The 16,908-nt window shown below is 66.6% G+C and carries 21 protein-coding genes; 2 read left to right on the top strand and 19 right to left on the bottom strand.

Going from position 1 to position 16,908, the window contains the following annotated elements; all coding sequences use genetic code 11:
* Nucleotides 1-23 precede the first annotated feature (23 nt).
* The 6 genes from CH292_RS07855 to CH292_RS07830 form a co-directional block, all read right to left on the bottom strand.
* Nucleotides 24-452 (bottom strand): DUF1707 domain-containing protein, encoded by a 429-nt coding sequence (locus CH292_RS07855; RefSeq protein ID WP_019666485.1) that lies wholly within the window; start codon nucleotides 450-452, stop codon nucleotides 24-26.
* 40 nt (nucleotides 453-492) lie between these two features.
* Nucleotides 493-678, bottom strand: a complete 186-nt coding sequence (locus CH292_RS07850) for an alpha/beta fold hydrolase (RefSeq protein WP_019666486.1) — start codon at nucleotides 676-678, stop codon at nucleotides 493-495.
* 39 nt (nucleotides 679-717) lie between these two features.
* Complete coding sequence (locus tag CH292_RS07845; protein WP_019666487.1) at nucleotides 718-1,269, bottom strand: hypothetical protein; 552 nt, start codon at nucleotides 1,267-1,269, stop codon at nucleotides 718-720.
* 73 nt (nucleotides 1,270-1,342) lie between these two features.
* Entirely contained in the window at nucleotides 1,343-2,029 is a 687-nt protein-coding gene (bioD, locus tag CH292_RS07840) for a dethiobiotin synthase (protein WP_020112513.1), read from the bottom strand.
* Nucleotides 2,026-3,168 carry an 8-amino-7-oxononanoate synthase gene (locus CH292_RS07835; RefSeq protein ID WP_094654441.1) on the bottom strand — a complete coding sequence of 381 codons (1,143 nt, stop codon included), beginning with the start codon at nucleotides 3,166-3,168 and terminating at the stop codon, nucleotides 2,026-2,028. The genes bioD and CH292_RS07835 overlap by 4 nt, the downstream gene beginning before the upstream one ends.
* Nucleotides 3,169-3,193: 25 nt before the next feature.
* Complete coding sequence (locus CH292_RS07830; RefSeq protein WP_094654440.1) at nucleotides 3,194-4,459, bottom strand: adenosylmethionine--8-amino-7-oxononanoate transaminase; 1,266 nt, start codon at nucleotides 4,457-4,459, stop codon at nucleotides 3,194-3,196.
* A gap of 84 nt (nucleotides 4,460-4,543) precedes the next feature.
* Between CH292_RS07830 and CH292_RS07825 the strand changes: the two genes are divergently transcribed.
* On the top strand, nucleotides 4,544-4,750 hold the full coding sequence (locus tag CH292_RS07825) for a hypothetical protein (RefSeq protein WP_033188642.1): 207 nt from the start codon (nucleotides 4,544-4,546) through the stop codon (nucleotides 4,748-4,750).
* A gap of 30 nt (nucleotides 4,751-4,780) precedes the next feature.
* Nucleotides 4,781-6,745, top strand: coding sequence for an acyl-CoA dehydrogenase (locus CH292_RS07820; protein WP_019666492.1), 1,965 nt, complete (start codon nucleotides 4,781-4,783; stop codon nucleotides 6,743-6,745).
* 99 nt (nucleotides 6,746-6,844) lie between these two features.
* Here CH292_RS07820 and CH292_RS07815 read toward each other — a convergent pair whose 3' ends face one another.
* The 13 genes from CH292_RS07815 to CH292_RS07760 all read right to left on the bottom strand — a co-directional run bounded on the left by CH292_RS07815 (nucleotide 6,845) and on the right by CH292_RS07760 (nucleotide 16,831).
* On the bottom strand, nucleotides 6,845-8,023 hold the full coding sequence (locus CH292_RS07815) for a sorbosone dehydrogenase family protein (protein ID WP_020112518.1): 1,179 nt from the start codon (nucleotides 8,021-8,023) through the stop codon (nucleotides 6,845-6,847).
* Between the two features lie 75 nt (nucleotides 8,024-8,098).
* The gene (locus tag CH292_RS07810; protein ID WP_019666494.1) at nucleotides 8,099-8,311 is read right to left on the bottom strand and encodes a heavy-metal-associated domain-containing protein; all 213 of its coding nucleotides are present in this window, start codon (nucleotides 8,309-8,311) and stop codon (nucleotides 8,099-8,101) included.
* 22 nt (nucleotides 8,312-8,333) lie between these two features.
* Nucleotides 8,334-8,615 (bottom strand): metal-sensitive transcriptional regulator, encoded by a 282-nt coding sequence (locus CH292_RS07805; RefSeq protein ID WP_019666495.1) that lies wholly within the window; start codon nucleotides 8,613-8,615, stop codon nucleotides 8,334-8,336.
* 16 nt (nucleotides 8,616-8,631) lie between these two features.
* On the bottom strand, nucleotides 8,632-8,871 hold the full coding sequence (locus CH292_RS07800; protein ID WP_094654439.1) for a hypothetical protein: 240 nt from the start codon (nucleotides 8,869-8,871) through the stop codon (nucleotides 8,632-8,634).
* Complete coding sequence (locus CH292_RS07795; protein ID WP_094654438.1) at nucleotides 8,868-9,344, bottom strand: hypothetical protein; 477 nt, start codon at nucleotides 9,342-9,344, stop codon at nucleotides 8,868-8,870. Before CH292_RS07795 ends, CH292_RS07800 begins: the two co-directional genes overlap by 4 nt.
* The gene (locus tag CH292_RS07790; RefSeq protein WP_033188646.1) at nucleotides 9,337-9,771 is read right to left on the bottom strand and encodes a hypothetical protein; all 435 of its coding nucleotides are present in this window, start codon (nucleotides 9,769-9,771) and stop codon (nucleotides 9,337-9,339) included. The genes CH292_RS07795 and CH292_RS07790 overlap by 8 nt, the downstream gene beginning before the upstream one ends.
* Before the next feature lie 68 nt (nucleotides 9,772-9,839).
* The gene (locus CH292_RS28850) at nucleotides 9,840-9,998 is read right to left on the bottom strand and encodes a hypothetical protein (RefSeq protein WP_179275275.1); all 159 of its coding nucleotides are present in this window, start codon (nucleotides 9,996-9,998) and stop codon (nucleotides 9,840-9,842) included.
* 300 nt (nucleotides 9,999-10,298) lie between these two features.
* Nucleotides 10,299-10,898 carry a hypothetical protein gene (locus CH292_RS07785; protein WP_033188647.1) on the bottom strand — a complete coding sequence of 200 codons (600 nt, stop codon included), beginning with the start codon at nucleotides 10,896-10,898 and terminating at the stop codon, nucleotides 10,299-10,301.
* Nucleotides 10,895-11,869, bottom strand: a complete 975-nt coding sequence (hemB, locus tag CH292_RS07780) for a porphobilinogen synthase (RefSeq protein ID WP_037143698.1) — start codon at nucleotides 11,867-11,869, stop codon at nucleotides 10,895-10,897. The genes CH292_RS07785 and hemB overlap by 4 nt, the downstream gene beginning before the upstream one ends.
* 5 nt (nucleotides 11,870-11,874) lie before the next feature.
* Nucleotides 11,875-13,437, bottom strand: a complete 1,563-nt coding sequence (locus tag CH292_RS07775; protein WP_020112525.1) for a bifunctional uroporphyrinogen-III C-methyltransferase/uroporphyrinogen-III synthase — start codon at nucleotides 13,435-13,437, stop codon at nucleotides 11,875-11,877.
* A gap of 159 nt (nucleotides 13,438-13,596) precedes the next feature.
* Nucleotides 13,597-14,592, bottom strand: a complete 996-nt coding sequence (gene hemC, locus CH292_RS07770) for a hydroxymethylbilane synthase (protein ID WP_019666504.1) — start codon at nucleotides 14,590-14,592, stop codon at nucleotides 13,597-13,599.
* Nucleotides 14,589-15,971, bottom strand: a complete 1,383-nt coding sequence (locus CH292_RS07765) for a glutamyl-tRNA reductase (protein WP_019666505.1) — start codon at nucleotides 15,969-15,971, stop codon at nucleotides 14,589-14,591. The genes hemC and CH292_RS07765 overlap by 4 nt, the downstream gene beginning before the upstream one ends.
* The gene (locus tag CH292_RS07760) at nucleotides 15,968-16,831 is read right to left on the bottom strand and encodes a redox-sensing transcriptional repressor Rex (protein ID WP_094627673.1); all 864 of its coding nucleotides are present in this window, start codon (nucleotides 16,829-16,831) and stop codon (nucleotides 15,968-15,970) included. The genes CH292_RS07765 and CH292_RS07760 overlap by 4 nt, the downstream gene beginning before the upstream one ends.
* Nucleotides 16,832-16,908: the final 77 nt, after the last annotated feature.

Here is a 16,908-nt window from a genome sequence, read left to right as displayed (position 1 = left end):
CGCCAACTACAGGGCGTAATAATTCAGGACTTCTCGTCCTCGTCGTCGTCCTTGTCCTCGGGCATGACTGCCATCGCCACGAGGATCAGCGCCCAGATACCGATGGGCCACCCGGGCCAGTACCCGTTCAGTTCCCCGTCGGAGATGGACTGAAATCCCCAGATGCCGGACATGATGATGACGCCGCCGAGCCACCATCGCCATTCGTCCCAGTACTCGCGCCACTCGCGAGCATCCTTCGACTCCGCGGGTTCCGTGGCCTGCGTGGGCACGGGGAGATCGTCGGTCACTTTCGCGAGTTCGCCTCGCGTCGCTGATTTCCACACCAGGTCGAGGCGCTGCTCGTATTCGACGAGCGTCAGCCTGCCGTCCGCCATCGCGGTGCCGAGGAGCTGCGCAGTGGCCTCGCGCTCAGCGGTACTGACGCGCAGCTTCTCCATATCGGATCCCATGGACAAGCACCCCATCTCGGTCGGTGTCCGAAATGCCAGGTTATCGCGGATCGCCGACGAGTTCAGCCCGATATCGATCCAATCGATCGGCGAGTCCGGCGTTCGGATCCGACGCGGGAAGAGTCACGGCAACGACGTCATGGCCGCGGTCGCGCAGTTCGGGCTCCAACCGCGACCAGTACCGTGCGTCACCGCCTGCGCCGGGGACGAGAACGAATGTGTGCATCGCCGCTGAGCGTAAGCGCGTGCCGGAACAACCGCGGAATTACGGCTGGCGGTGCTCGCCGACGTGGTTGTCGTCGGTGCGGGGGTCGATCTTGCTGCCGCGAGGATCGAGCGGGTTACCGGGATTGTTCGTGGGGTTGTGGGTGGTGTGGGCCGGGTTCTGCGTGGCACTGTGGTCGCCCGAGCGCGCGTCCTGGTGCACGATCTTCTCCGCCGACGCCTTGTCCACGTCACCCGAGCGAGAGCGGGTCTTCACGTCGGGGTCGATCTTGTTGGCGCGTGCGAATTCCGCGTCCAGTTCGTCGCGTGAGGACGCGGCGTCACCCTGGTGGTTCTCTGCCTGCAGCGTGAGCCTGCGCGCCTCGGCTGCCTTCGCTTCGGCGTCGGCCTGTGCGCGGCGGGCTTTGGCTGCGCTTTCGTCGGCGCGCGCTTGACGCTCTTCGACTTCCGTTGTTCGGTCGGCGGCCTGCTCACGGATGCGTTCGGCCTCGACCCGACGGCTTGCTTTCTGCTTCTTGGACAGGGCCAGCGCGACGGCCACGACGAGAAGTACCACTACTACTGCGATGACGATCCATACTGCTGTGTTCATTGTGGAGCCCCCAACTTGTCGATGATGGGTTCGGGTACCCGCACGGGGGTTCGACAAACTACGAACCGGCGGTTCACCGGTTCAAGATGTCGGCGACGGCCTCCGAGTCGAACCATGCGGGTGCGTCGGCGAGGAACTGCTCCCGGTCCACGCTCCCCGTTCCCGCCGGGATTCGCCCGAGAATCGGGACCCCCGCTACGTCGGGAAGTTCGACGAGGTTGGTACGAGCGGCAAGGTCGGGCTGCGATGGCCACGCTCCCACGATCAGTCCCGCACAGAAGACGCCTGCCCGGTCGAGCGCGCCGACCGTCAGCGCGGTGTGGTTGAGGGTTCCGAGCTCGACGCCGCACACCACCACGACCGGTGCACCGATCTTCGCCGCGACGTCGAGCAGTGTGAACCCCTCGGCGCCGAGCCGGACGAGGAGGCCACCGGCACCTTCCACCAGTACGACGTCCTCGGTCAGCGAGACGATGTCGTCCACCACCGCGCCCAGTTCCAACGCAGGCATTCCGGCGAGGCGCGCGGCGACGTCGGGCGCGAGCGGGTCCGGATAGCGCGCAGTTTCCACGGACCTGGTGATCCCGGTCAGCCGCTCGATGTCCGCGAGGTCGCCCGCCTCTCCGTAGCCCAGACCTGTCTGCGCCGGTTTCACGACGGCGACCGACGCCCCGAGAGCAGACGCCGTTGCCGCGATCGCCGCTGTCGCCACGGTCTTTCCGACGTCGGTGGACGTGCCGGTCACGACGAGAACCGTCATACCGCAGCCCGATGCAGAACGGAATCGAGGACGTTCGCGACGGCCGCGAGCTCGGAGTCGGTAAGGTTCGCGCGCGCGGTCAACCGAAGCCGGGAAGTCCCTTCCGGCACGGACGGCGGCCGAAAACAGCCGACGTGTACGCCTCGCCGAAAGGCGTCCTGCGCTGCGTCGTACGCCCGCTGCGGATCGCCGAGAACGACGGAGACGACGGCCGACTCGGAACGCTCGACGCCGGCGATGTCGGCCAATTGGTGTGCGCGACGACGCACGTCCGCCGCCCGTTCCGGTTCTCGCTGCAGGATCGCGAGTGCTGCCCGAGCTGCTCCGGCAGCCGCGGGAGCCAACCCGGTGTCGAAGACGAAGGGCCGTGCGACGTCGATCAGATGATCACGCACCGCGTGCGTCCCGAGGACCACACCACCCTGCGACGCAAGGGATTTGGAGAGCGTCGCGGTGACGACGACGTCAGGCAGGCCCTGTAATCCCAGTTCGTGCACCAGACCACGGCCACCGGACCCACGGACGCCGATTCCGTGCGCCTCGTCCACGAGCAGGGCAGCCGAATACCGTCGGCACAGTCCGTGAAGTTCTCGCAGAGGCGCGAGGTGACCGTCGGTGCTGAACACAGAATCGGTGACGACGAGCGCACGGTCCTCGGTACGTGTTCGAAGCGAGTGTTCGACGGCGTCCAGGTGCGTACGGTCGAACACCTCGATCCGTGCTCTCGACAGTCTGCATGCATCGATCAGCGACGCGTGCGACGCGGAATCGGACAGCACCACCGAATCGCGTCCGGCCAGCGCGGCGACGGCGCCCAGGTTGGCGGTGTACCCGGAGGAGAACACCAGCGCGGATTCCGCGCCGACGAAGCGAGCCAGGTCGTCCTCCAACTCCTCGTGCAGCGCCGTGGTGCCGGTGACGAGCCTCGAACCCGTGGCACCCGCGCCCCACCGATTCACCGCAGCGCACGCGGCGTCCACCACCTCGGGGTGACGAGAGAGGCCCAGGTAGTCGTTCGAGGCGAGATCGATCACGGGGCCGTCATCACCGGGCCGAGCGGGGCGCGGACGCAGCGTTCGGTGGACCCCGCGCTCGCTGCGCAGGCGTGCCGCTTCGGTCAACCAGTCGAGTGCCGCCACACGGGCGACCCTACTTGAACACCGTTCAAGTTCGCGCGACGGCCCCGATCGCACGCGCGATCCGCGCAACGTCCTCGGCCGCGCAGACGTACGGCGGCATCGTGTAGACGAGCTTCCCGAACGGCCTGAGCCACACACCCTCGCCGACAGCAGCATCGGTCGCCCGCTGCATGTCGACGGGCTCGTCCATCTCCACGACGCCGATCCCGCCCAGCACACGAACGTCGGCGACGCCCGGCAGATCCCCCACCCCGGCCAGACCGTCGCGCAGGCCCGTCTCGATGCCCGCGACCTCGGACCTCCAGTCACGTCCCAGCAGGAGCTCCACCGCGGCGACGGCGACGGCACACGCGAGCGGATTGGCCATGAACGTCGGGCCGTGCATGAGCCCGCCCGCCTCACCCCCGCTGATGACCTCGGCGACGTGCGATGTCGTCAGTGTCGCCGCCAGGGTCATGTACCCGCCGGTCAACGCCTTGCCCACACACATCACGTCGGGAGCGACCGAGACGTGATCGGCGGCGAACAACTCACCGGTACGCCCGAATCCCGTGGCGATCTCGTCGAACACCAGCAGCACATCGTGCTCGTCGGCCATCCTCCGTAGCTCGGTGAGATACCTCGGATCGTGGAAACGCATGCCTCCCGCGCCCTGCACGAGCGGCTCGACGACGATGGCCGCGATCTCGTCGGCCCTCGCCGAGAGGATGTTCTCGAACTGCCCGAGGTAGCCGGCATCGAACTGCATCGGCGGGGCGGGCGCGAAGATCTGCCGGGTGAGGACGCCGGACCACAGCGAGTGCATCCCACCGTCGGGATCGCAGATGCTCATCGGCGCGAACGTGTCGCCGTGATAGCCGCCGCGCCAGGTCAGCAGCCTGCACTTGGCCGGTTTGCCCAGACTCCGCCAGTACTGGATGCACATCTTGACCGCCACTTCGACGGACACCGAACCGGAGTCGGCGAAGAAGACCTTGTCGAGACCGTCCGGGGTGATGCTCACGAGCAGCTCGGCCAACCGCGCCGCGGGTTCGTGCGTGAGCCCGCCGAACATCACGTGACTCATCCGGTCGATCTGGGCGTGCGCGGCCGCGTCGAGCACCGGATGGCGATATCCGTGCACCGCCGCCCACCACGAACTCATTCCGTCGACGAGTTCGCGCCCGTCGGCGAGCGTCAGCCGGACACCCGATGCGCCCGCGACGACGAGCGGCGACGTCGCAGAGGGAAATCCACCGTAGGGATGCCACACGTGCTGCGCGTCGATTGCGGCGATCTGCGCTGCGTCCAAGCTGGTGTCCGTTCTCGTTCGGGGGCGAAGCCGGGCAAGTGGAATATGTAACACCCGTGTTACGTCTGCATTACACTCGCCTGCATGGAGGCACAACACGAGCCGGCCCGGTATTCGTGGCCCGACGGGTTCCGCGAGCACCTGATCCGCGAGTTCGACGGTTACAGCCCTCTCGTCACCCGCGCACTGGAGGACAACGGCGCCTCGGTCTTCGGCGACGGGCCCTACGGGCGCAGCAAGTTCTGGTCTCGGCTGCGCAAGTTCGGCCGCGAATATCTGTGGCCCGCCTGAGCGAGCCGGATCCGTAGGTTACCGTCGAGTATGGCAACCACTTCGGAGCATCTGCGTAACACATTGGACGGCCGTTGGCGCGACGTGAAGAACGAAGCGCGCGCTCAACTGGTTCGCGACGAATTCCGTCCTCACTACACCCCCAACACCGTGATCGCGCGCACCAAGGCGCTGGAGCAACTCAAGTTGCTGGCCCAGCACGGTGCAGCGGACGATGGTTTCAAGAAAGAGCACGGAGGCACCGGCGACGTCGGAGCCGCGGTCACCATGATCGAAATGCTCGCGATGTCGGACCTGTCGCTCATGGTCAAGGCCGGAGTCCAGTGGGGACTGTTCGGCGGCGCCATCGAGAACCTCGGCACCGAGCGTCACCACGACGCCTACGTACGGCGCCTCATCGACCTCGACTTGCTCGGATGCTTCGCGATGACCGAGACCGGTCACGGCAGCGATGTGCAGTCGCTCGAGACGACGGCAACCTACGACCGTGAGACCGACGAGTTCGTCGTCCACTCCCCCACACCGTCGTCCCGCAAGGACTACATCGGTGGTGCAGCCGAAACAGCAACGGTGGCCGCAGTGTTCGCGCAGCTGATCACCGCCGGCCCGGGCGAGGAACCCGAAGGACACGGCGTCCACTGTTTCTTCGTCCCGTTGCGAGACGAGGACGGCAACGACCTCCCCGGCATCACCACCTCGGACTGTCAGTACAAGGGCGGACTGCCCGGCGTCGACAACGGCCGCATCATGTTCGACAACGTCCGCATTCCGCGGGACAACCTGCTCAACAAGTACGCGGACGTCTCCTCCGACGGCACGTACTCCTCGCCCATCGAGAACCCGAGCCGTCGCTTCTTCACCATGCTCGGAACGCTGATCCGTGGCCGCGTCACGGTCGGCGGGTCCGCCGCCGCAGCAGCTCGGGTAGCCCTCGACATCGCCACGCGATATGCGTTGCAGCGCAGGCAGTTCTCGGCACCGAAGTCCGACGACGAGGTGCTCATCATGGACTACCTCGTGCACCAGCGCCGGCTGTTCCCGTTGATCGCGAAGTCCTACGCGTTGCAGTTCGCGCAGAACGAACTGGTCGCCAAACTGCACGAGCTGCAGACCTCGGACAACCCCGATGCCGAAGAGCAGCGCGAACTGGAATCCCGAGCCGCCGGCCTCAAGGCCGCCAACACCTGGCACGCCACCAGGGCGATCCAGGAAGCACGTGAAGCATGCGGCGGCGCAGGTTATCTCGCGGAGAACAGGCTGATATCCCTCAAGGCCGACACCGACGTGTTCACCACGTTCGAAGGCGACAATCACGTGCTCACGCAGCTCGTGGCGAAGGAACTGCTCACCGCGTACGCCGACGACGTCAAGTCCATGAGCCCCGTCGAATGGGTGCGGTTCGCCGCAGAGTTCGCCGGTGATCGCGTCGTCAAACGCACTGCGGCGCAGACGATCATGCAGACGATCCTCGACACCCGCCAGGACAACGAGGAAGAGGGCTCCCTGTTCAACCGCGGAACCCAGGTCAAGATGTTCGAGGACCGCGAGGACTACCTGCTCTCCACCGTCGCCCGCAGGCTGCAGAGCAAATCTAAGGAAACGAGCGCGTTCGACGCCTTCAACGCCGTGCAGGACCACGTGCTGCACGCAGCCAGCGCACACATCGATCGGATCATCCTCGAAGCCTTCGTCGCCGGCATCTCCTCCTGCGAGGACGAGGCAGCCAAGGAACTACTCGAGCAGGTCTGCGACCTCTACGCACTGTCGGTCATCGAAGAAGACAAGGCGTGGTTCATCGAACACCGCTACCTCTCCACCGAACGCTCCAAAGCCGTCACCCGCGGCATCAACGAACGTTGCCGCACCCTCCGTCCGCACGCCCTCGAACTCGTCGAAGGCTTCGGCGTTCCCGAACAGCTCCTCGGCGCAGCCATGCTCGGTCACCCCCAGGCCGGCAGCGACGAAGAGTCCGCCTCGAACCCCAGCAAGGCCTGAACACCCGCCTTCGCACCGGAGCGAACGTGCCGTTCAGTCACTTCAAGTGACTGAACGGCACGTTCGGTCTCGAAAACGGGGGCTCCGGGAGACCGTGGGTCAGGCTCCGGCCGGTGAGACGCGGAGGATTCGGTCACCCGAGCCGTTGTCGGTGGTGAGCAGGAACGACCCGTCGCCCGTGGAGGTGAGTGAGCGGAGCCGGCCCCACTCGCCTTCGAGCGCGTCCACTTCCTGTTCGACGGTGATTCCGTCGGCGCCGAGTTTCAGGAACACCAGTTTTTCGCCCTGCTGGCTGGAGATGACTGCGGCGCCGGACCAGTCGCCCCATGCTGCACCGTCGACGAACGTCAGGCCGGGGGTGGCGATGGTCGGCTCGCCCGAGCTCCAGACCGCGTCGATGGCGCCGGGAACGCGATCGGGGTCGGTCATCGGGACCGACTCGTCGTAGATCAACGGGTTCCGGTCCGGCTTCCAGCCGTAGTTTCCGCCCGCGACCAGTAGGTTCAGTTCGTCGTCGCGGGTGGAGCCTTGTTCCACCTCGTACAGGCGGCCGGTGCCGGGTTGGAATGCGAGACCCTGAACGTTGCGATGCCCGAGGGTGTAGATGCGGCCGGGTGCATCCGCTGCGGCGCTGCCATCGACAGCGTCGACGTGCAACACCTTGCCGCCCAACGAGTTCCGATCCTGGGGCACCGACGGGGACGCCGTGTCTCCGGTGCCAACGTACAGGGTTCCGTCGGGTGCGGCCAGGATCCGGCAGCCGCCGTGCCTGCCACTGGACGCGACGGGGATGTCGTCGATGATGGCCCGGTCCCGCGTCAACGTCGTCCATGCCTCGTCGACGGTCCACCGGACGACCTCGATGTGATTGCCGCTTCCGGCCTGCGAGCTACCGGGCGCCGCGCTCCCGGTGTCGACGCCGGCTCCCTCGACGCCCTGGCACGTGAACAGTGCCCGCGATTGCTCGAAGTCGTGGGCCAGTTCGATTCCCATCAGCCCGGTCTCACCCTGGGCGTAGAGGTCGTCGAGATTCGCCGCGACTTCACCGGCCGACCCGTCTGCCCGCTTGACGACGAATCTGCCGCTACGTTCACCGGTGAGGATCGTCCCGTCGGGGGCCTGGACGACGTCCCACGGCCGGGCGAGCCCGTCGAGCTCGGTGGTGACGGTCAACCCGACGCCGCCCTCCGGGGGCTGAGCCACCGCCCCCGTCGAACACGCGAGTGTCAGAGAAAGACTGGTCACCAGGATTCCGGTACCGGCCAGCAACTTGTTCACAGATCGTCTCCTCGAAAGCGAGCAGGGATGATCTATGACCTGTACCACGAACCGCGGCCGGTAAACCGGACATTTCTACGATACGAGACGGTATCCCGCGTCGCTCACCGCACCGGCGATCGATTCTCGTTCCAGTGCAGCATCGCTGGTCACCACCACTTTGCCCGACGCCACGTCCACCGTCACTCCGGTCACGCCACCGATCTCGGAAATCTCCTCCGACACCGACGCAGCGCAGTGCTGGCAAGTCATTCCTTCGACGATGTAACTGTTCTCCACGCTCGACACCTTCTTTCCGTTGGCTGCGACTTCAGGACCGAACGAGCCGTGCGATGGCGTCCGATGCCTCTTTCACCTTCGCGTCCGCGTCGGGACCGCCACGTTTGGCAGCCTCGACGACGCACCCCGCGAGGTGCGCGTCGAGCAGCTTGAGCGAGACGGACTGCAGCGCTTTGGTTGCCGCCGAGACCTGGGTCAGTACATCGATGCAGTACCGATCCTCGGCGACCATGCGCGAGATGCCGGCGATCTGACCCTCGATGCGACGTAGCCGCTTCAGCAGATCGTCCTGCTCGCTCGTGTAACTACTCATGCCGCCGATGATACCCCTACCGGGTATGGGAACGCCCCTGAAAACGAACTCTGACTGCGTCGACCAGCAGTAGAAATGCGACGGTCACGCAGGCAGCACCGGCCGCTGTCCAGGAACCGGAGTACCGAACCGCCACGAATTCGGGCGCGCCCTCGTCCGTGGCCGCGAACAGGTGTTCCGTCGCACCGAGGTTCCAGCACACGACGGCCACCGCGAACAACAACACGGCACCGAGCACCTCCACCGCGGATCTCATGGGCCGTTCACCACCACTTCTTCCAGGGCCTCTCGTAAGCCGTCGTCGTCCTTCGCCCAGGCCTGAACCAGGCCGCCTCCCATCAGGCGCAACCCGACGCCGTGGCGTCGGCGGGGGATGCCGGTGAGCTCACCCAGCACCCGGGCGGTTTCCCACTTCTTCGGCTCGTATTCACCCGCGGCGTACTCGGGCGCCGGAAAGACGACGGCGATGTCCGCCACGGGCAGCCTTTCGGTGCCCTGGCGAAGCTCGGTCGCCGTGAGGGCCACGCTGACGTGGCGGCGAGCTGCGCTGACCTGAACGTAGGTGAAGCCCGTCAGCACGACGGCAACCACTGCGAGCGCGACCCAGTGGACGACAGGCCCCGTCAGCAGCTCGAACACCAGTACCGCAGCGCAGAAGACAGGCCCCCACAGCAGCGATCGCCACCGAGCTCCCGGCTCTTCGAACAGCGCGTCGTTCGAGTCAGTCATGGGCGAACCACGGTGTCGCCGAGGGGCGGTAGATCACCACGCAGGCGGCGATCAGGACGAGGGCGACTGCGAGTAGTTCGGAGAACAGACCGAAAACGAAGACCACCACGAGGAGCAGCAGAACGGTGACCGACGACAGCAGGACGGACACGGCCCGCATCCTTGCGTGTCCGGCGCGCACGGGTCCGGCGAGGAATCCGAGAACGATGCCCAGGAGTCCGCAGCCTGCACCGAGAAGACGAATGGTGCCGAGGTAGGAATCGATCTGAGCGGGTGTGTTGCCCTCGTCGGCGAGAGAGGTGCGTAGTTGGTCCACCGGCACGGTCAGCGTGATCAACGCGACGAAGACGAGCAGTACCGCAGCGATCAGCCACAGCAGGTATGCAGCGGTGACGACGCGCGGGCGTGCGGCCTTGTCCGAATTCACGATTTCATAGTGCCCGGTTGTGTGTGATCGAACCACAGTGGGTCGGCCGAGAACCGCCGCGCGAATCTTCAGTGCGAGACGAGCGCCGGAATGACGATTGCGACCGATGCGAGGATGCCCATGGCAACCACGAGGGCGATCAGGAAGAGCTCTCGGGTGACACCGTGTTCGACGGGAATCGTGCGCTCGACGGGTGGTGCGATCCGCCTCGAACTTGCCTGAACCATGGGTTCACCTCATCCTGACGCACGGGCATCTGCAGTGACAATTGTTACCGTACACTCGCTCGGGTGCTCACCCTAATCACCAGGTCAGGCTGCACTCAACCCCATACTCACGATCAGCACAGCCACCGAGACGGCGGTGAGCAGGCCGAGGAGCGCCCACAGCGGACGGCCGCGTTCGGGCTCGGGAACTTCGGATAGGGCCATGAGATGTCCGATCTACTCGACGGGTTCCCCCATCGCGTGATCGTAGTCACATGTGACGCATGTGGCTGATGTGACACGCGGAGCATCGGCCGAGTGTCAATGCTTCCGCGCCGCCAGAAAGTACGCCTGCGACTCCTTGCGATGCATCAGATACACCGCGCCGCCCGCCAGAACACCCTGCAGAATGCCCGCGACGCTCATGACGATCTGCATGGCTCCACCGTCGACACCGAAGGCGAACAGCTGCGGGACGGCGAGCACCACCGTGACGGTTCCGATGACGGTGAGCACGGTTCTCGCCCAGAGCCGTCCGAGTCGCATCTTGTTCACCCAGTACAGGAACAGCCCCGCGAACGCGATGCCGATGACGGCCATCAACACCAGGGCGCCGGTCAGGTAACTTTCCGCGGATTCGAGCGTCAGCGGCAGCGACGGATCCTGTCTCGCCACGTCGTCGACCAGTTGCTGGGCGAACGGCGTGCGATCGGAGTTCACCATCACCAGGGTCAGAATCAAACTGATCAACCCGAGCGCGGTCACACCCCACCACAGATGCCGTGACGTCTCGATGTCCAGAGGAGCCGAACTGCGGGCCGCGGGCTGTTGCGGCGGGATGGCGTCGAATCCCACGGGGCCGTGCTCGGCTTCCCAGCGCGCCCAGTCGGGCTCGGGCGGGCGTTGTCCGTCATTGCTCACAGCCAGCCCGCCGCTTCCGTCGCCCAGTAGGTCAACACCACGTCTGCGCCTGCACGGCGAATGCTGGTCAACGACTCCAGGATTGCCGCGTCGCGGTCGATCCACCCGTTCTGGGCGGCCGCGGTGATCATCGAATACTCGCCGGAGATCTGGTACGCCGCAACCGGAACGGACGAGATGTTCGCGACGTCGCGCAGAATGTCGAGGTAGGACATCGCAGGCTTGACCATCACCATGTCCGCGCCCTCGTTCAGGTCCAACTCCACCTCGTGCACGGCCTCGCGGCGGTTCGCCGAATCCTGTTGGTAGGTACGGCGATCGCCCTGGAGCGACGAGCCGACGGCCTCGCGGAACGGACCGTAGAACGCCGAAGCGTACTTGGCCGAGTAGGCCAACTGTCCGATCTCGCGGTGCCCGGCGGCGTCGAGTGCCTCACGGATGACGCCGACCTGCCCGTCCATCATTCCGCTCGGTCCGAGCAGGTGTGCCCCTGCATCGGCCTGCGATAGCGCCATGTCCACGTAACGAGTCAGCGTCGCATCGTTGTCGACCGCGCCGTCCTCGGTGAGGACACCGCAGTGACCGTGGTCGGTGAACTCGTCGAGGCACGTGTCGGCCATGATGACCGTCGCATCGCCCAGATCCGACTTCAGCCGCCTCAGACCGCGATTGAGAATGCCGTCCGGATCGCTCGCGCCGGAACCCTCGGCGTCCTTGTCCTCCGCCTTCGGCACGCCGAACAGCATGACACCACCGACGCCTGCCGCGACAGCCTCCTCCGCGGCTGCGCTCAACGAATCGAGCGTGTGCTGGAAGACTCCGGGCATCGACGAGATCTCACGAGGCTCGGCGATACCGTCGGCGACGAACATCGGCAGCACCAGGTGCCGTGGCTGCAGCGACGTTTCGGCGACGAGGCGCCGGAGCGCCGGGGTACGCCTGAGCCTGCGGGGACGGTCTACGGGAAACACCGGCCTCAGCGCCTACGGGACTTCTTGCGGGGAGGAGGCAGTGCGCCTTCGGCGCGCAGCCGAGCTGCGTGCTCGGCGAGCGCTTCGATCAGCGGACCGACCTGCGCGGTCTCCGGCTGCACGTCCACGCGCAGACCGAATTCCACCGCCGTCTCGGCTGTCTTCGGCCCGATGCACGCGACGAGTGTGCGCGCATGCGGCTTTCCGGCGATACCGACGAGATTGCGGACCGTGGAGCTCGACGTGAAGCACACGGCGTCGAATCCACCGGTCTTGATCATCTCGCGGGTCTCGGCGGGCGGCGGCGCTGCACGCACCGTGCGGTAGGCGGTGACGTCGTCGATCTCCCAGCCACGTTCACGCAGGCCCTCGGCAAGGGTCTCGGTGGCAATGTCGGCACGCGGCAACAGAACTCGGTTGACCGGGTCGAACACCTCGTCGTACGGCGGGAAGTCCTCGAGCAGGCCGAGAGAGGACTGATCACCCGACGGCAGCAGTTCGGGGTTGATTCCGAACGAACGGACCTTGTCCGCGGTTGCTTCACCGACGCAGGCGATCTTGACGCCCGAGAACGCGCGAGCGTCCAGCCCGAACTCCTCGAACTTCTCCCACACTGCGCGCACGGCGTTGGTGGAGGTGAAGACGACCCACTGGTAGCGGCCGTCGACGAGGCCCTTCACCGAGCGTTCCATCTGCGCGGGGCTGCGCGGCGGCTCGACGGCGATGGTCGGAACCTCGATCGGGATCGCACCGTGCGTGACGAGCCGATCGCTCATCTCACCGGCCTGATCCTTCGTCCGAGGCACCAGCACGGTCCACCCGTACAACGCCCGAGATTCCCACCAGGACATCTTGTTTCGGCCCGAAACGACCTTTCCGACGGTCACGACGAGCGAGCCGACGAGTTCGCTGCCCGCGTCGTTGAGCGTCGCGAGGGTGGCCTCGACGGTCCGCTGCTGACGGGTGGTGCCGCGAACGGTGATCGCGGCAGGTGTCTGTGGGGCGAGCCCGTGCTCGGTGAGCGCACTCGCGGTCTCGGCGAGGTGGCCGGACGTCGCGTGCAGAACCAGCGGGCCGGGAGCAGCCGCCAGAGCAGCCCAGTCGACCTCGCCGCGAACGTCGGCTTCGGTGTGACCGGAGCCCAAGGCCATGCCCGCGTAGCTGGGAACAGCCGATCCGGACGGGAGACCCGGCAGGACCTCGAACTGAACGTGGGTGCGAGCAACGGCAGCGACCTCGGCGATGACCGAATCGGTCGTCAACGGATCACCCGACACGAGACGGACGACGTCGTGGCCGTTCTTGGCCTCGGCCAGCAGAGTCTTCGCGACCTCGGCGGGCTCACCGAGGGCGGGACGGACGTCGACACCGTTCTCCCCGGTCTCCGGGTCACGCGGGAGGTCGTTGCCGACCAGCGCCACGACACCCTTGTCGACGTCGGGATCGGTGAAGGCGAGTTCGGCTGCGCCGAGCACTTCGCGTGCGCGGACTGTGAGCAGAGCCGGATCTCCCGGCCCCGATCCCACGAACAGGATCCGTCCGTTTGCGTTCTTGCGGACTGGGCTCATCGGTTGTTCTCCAGTGCTGTCTTGTGTGGGTAATGCAGTTCGAGCGGGGTTGCCGGGCCCCGTTTCGGTATCAGTCGCGCGGTCGCTATCGCGCCGCCGCGCACAGGTGGCCGAGGGGCCCTGCGTTTGGCTCGTCCGCGTGTCGGAGCCGTGATGGACCTAGACATGGTCGGCTCCCCCGGTAGCGGCGGAACCGGCTGCGGGTGCAGGTTCGGTCACCGCGACGAGATCCCGGGCACCGAGGTCCAGGAGTTCGCGGGCGAGATCGCGACCGAGTTCCTCGGCGCCGGACACTGCGCCGACGATGGACGCTCGGATGCTGTCGCTGCCGTCGATTGCCGCGACACATCCACGGACCGACAACTCGTCGAACACTCGCCCGTCCTCGTCGATGGATTCGACGACCTCGGCGATGGCTCCGACGGGAGCGGTGCATCCCGCTTCCAGCTCGGCCAGCAGTCCACGTTCCGCGGCGACGGATGCCCGCGCGTTGGCGTCGTCCAGTGTGCGGACCACCTCGATGAGGTCGACGTCCGCGGACCGACATTCGACGGCGAGGGCACCTTGAGCGGGCGCGGGCAGCATCTGGACCGGGTCGAGAGCCTCGGTGACGACGTCCAGGCGGCCGATGCGGGCCAGTCCGGCCCGAGCCACGACGACGGCGTCGAGTTCGCCCGAGGCGACCTTGCCGATGCGGGTGTCGAGGTTTCCGCGTAGCGGCTGAACGTCGAGCCCCTGCCCCAGAGCTCGAAGTTGCGCCGCGCGACGCGGCGCCGAAGTTCCGATCCTCGCGCCTGCGGGCAGTTCGCCGAGAACGAGGCCGTCGCGTGCGACGAGTGCGTCGCGCGGATCCTCGCGGGGCGGGATTGCCGCGATGACGAAACGCTCGTCGGGTGCGGTCGGCAGATCCTTGTAGGAGTGGACCGCGATGTCGACCTTGCCGTCGGTGAGAGCCTCGCGCAGCGCGGCGGTGAAGACACCGACGCCGATGGTCTGCACCGGAGCAGCGGACAGATCGCCCGCGGTCTTGACGATGACGAGTTCGGCGTCGAGGCCTGCTGCGATCAAGCCCTGACGGACCGTCTCGGCCTGCGTCGTGGCGAGCAGAGACCCTCGCGTTCCGATCCGAACGACGTTCTTTTCACTCACGCTCACTCCGACTGTCCCTTCCGACCATCGGTGCGGCTGGCGGTGAAGTCGTCCACGAGTTCCATTCCGTTGATCTCGATCGGGCTCGCGACGGCCTCGACCGTGCCCGGACTCAGCTCGAACAGTTCGCGCAGAGCAGCCGCGTACGAGTCCCCACCCGGGGTGGTGGCGAGCTGCTTGACCCGGACCGTCGGAGAGTGAAGAAGCTTGTCGACGACGCGCCGCACCGTCCTCGCGACCTCGTCGCGCTGCGGTGAGTCCAGGCCGGGCAATCTCGATTCCAGACGCATGAGCTCGCCTTCGACGACCTCCGCTGCGCGCTGGCGCAGCGCGGTGACCGTCGGCGTCACCTCGGCGAGCCGCTGGCCCGCCAGGTAGCCGGAAAGCTCGGAGGACACGATTTCGCGGGCCGCCGACGCGTCCGACGAGGCCGCTCCGGCTGCGGGGTCGCGTTGCAGCGACTCCATGTCGAACACGCTGATTCCGGGGAGTCCTGCGACTGCCGGATCCACGTCGCGGGGCAGTCCCAGGTCGCACACGGCGAGCGGCCGGCCTGCTTCTCGCTGCGCGAGCGCGTGGTGGGCGTCCGCGAGCGAGACGACGGCGCCGACCGCGCCGGTACAGGTGACGAGCACGTCTGCATCGGCGAGGGCGGATGCGAGGTCGTCGAGGTCGACGGAGGTTGCTGCGACACCGGCCGACACCGCGGTCTCGGCCAGGTGGTCCGCACGCTCACGAGTGCGGTTGACGACGACCAGCGAGCCGATTCCGGCCCGACCGAGATGAGCCACGGACAGCCCGCCCATGGCCCCTGCGCCCAGCACGACAGCGGTTCGGCCTTCGAGGCTGCCGCCGAACAGTGCGGCGGCGCGGTCGAGCGCCACCGACACGACGGATGCGCCTGCGGCGTCGATCCCGGTTTCGGAGTGCACACGCTTGCCGACACGCAGTGCCTGTTGGGCCAGTTCGTGCAGAACACGTCCCGACGCCTGCGAGGCATCGGATGCCGCGTACGCGGCACGGATCTGACCGAGGATCTGCTGTTCACCGATGACCATCGAGTCCAGTCCGCTGGCGACGGCGAACAGGTGCTCCACAGCGGCTTCGCTGTAGCGAACGTAGGCGTGCTTGGTCAGCTCGGGAACCATCAGACCGGAGTGCTCGGCCAGGATCTCCCCCACCGATGCGAGCGCACCGTGGAAGGCGTCGACGACGGCGTAGACCTCGACGCGGTTGCACGTCGACACGACCATGACCTCGGATATGTTTCCGCTGGCCATCAGCTTGTCCGTCAACTTCGGACGGTCGGTCTCCGTGATGGCGACACGCTCGAGGACTGCGACGGGAGCGCTTCGATGCGAAATCCCGACGAGGAGGACACTCACGGTGTAATCACCGATCCGTTCTGTGTAAAGCTACTGCTTGCCGAACTACTTACCGGGGTACCGAGCGCGGATTGCGCCGAACTTGCCAGAGAACCGGGCGTGACGCGGGGGCCTCTGCTTCTGCCGAGCCGCGGCGCTGCCGACAGCGTGGACGCGTCGTTGCGGGAGCTGTTGAACGACAGGACCTGCATCTCGACGGCCAGGTCCACGCGACGGACCTCCACTGCGTCGGGAACGTCCAGCGTCACCGGAGAGAAGCTGAGGATGCTCTGGACTCCGCCGGCGACGAACGCCGACGCCACGTCCTGGGCCGAATCGTCGGGGGTGGCGATGACGCCGATGGTCGCTTCCAGTTCACGGCACGACGTTTCGAGCCGGTCGACGTGCTGGACGCGGAGTCCGTCGATGTCGAGGCCGACCCGCTCGGGGTTGCGGTCGAACAGACCCACCATGGAGAAGCCACGACGGCCGAATCCTCCGTAGCGGGCGAGGGCCTCGCCGAGGTTTCCGACGCCGACGAGCACCACCTTGTGCCCGCGGTCCAGTCCCAGTGCGGTCTCGATCTTGGCGCGCAGTCGCAGAACGTCGTAACCGACGCCGCGGACACCGTTGGGCCCGAGAAAAGAAAGATCCTTGCGAAGTTTGGCCGATCCGACTCCGGCGGCAGTGGCGAGTTCTTCACTCGAAACGATCAGAACGCCGTCGTCGGCGAGGATTCCGAGGACCCGCAAGTAGGTGGCCAATCGCGTCACCGTAGCCTGTGGGATGACCCGTTCGGCAGTGCCCGATCGGGCTGGATCGACACCAGGTGACCGGTCGACACCAGCCGGCATGGCCGGGCGCTCTTCGGTCACGTTCATGGCTCCTCGTCCGATCGGCTGCGACGGCCGGTCTTCACGCTGATCCGCGGGCTTCTCTCACCAGAAACTGCACGCAG

The sequence above is a fragment of the Rhodococcus sp. 14-2470-1a genome, from assembly GCF_002259425.1.
Classification (GTDB): Bacteria; Actinomycetota; Actinomycetes; order Mycobacteriales; family Mycobacteriaceae; genus Rhodococcoides; species Rhodococcoides fascians_E.
This window is presented reverse-complemented; position numbering and strand designations above follow the sequence as displayed.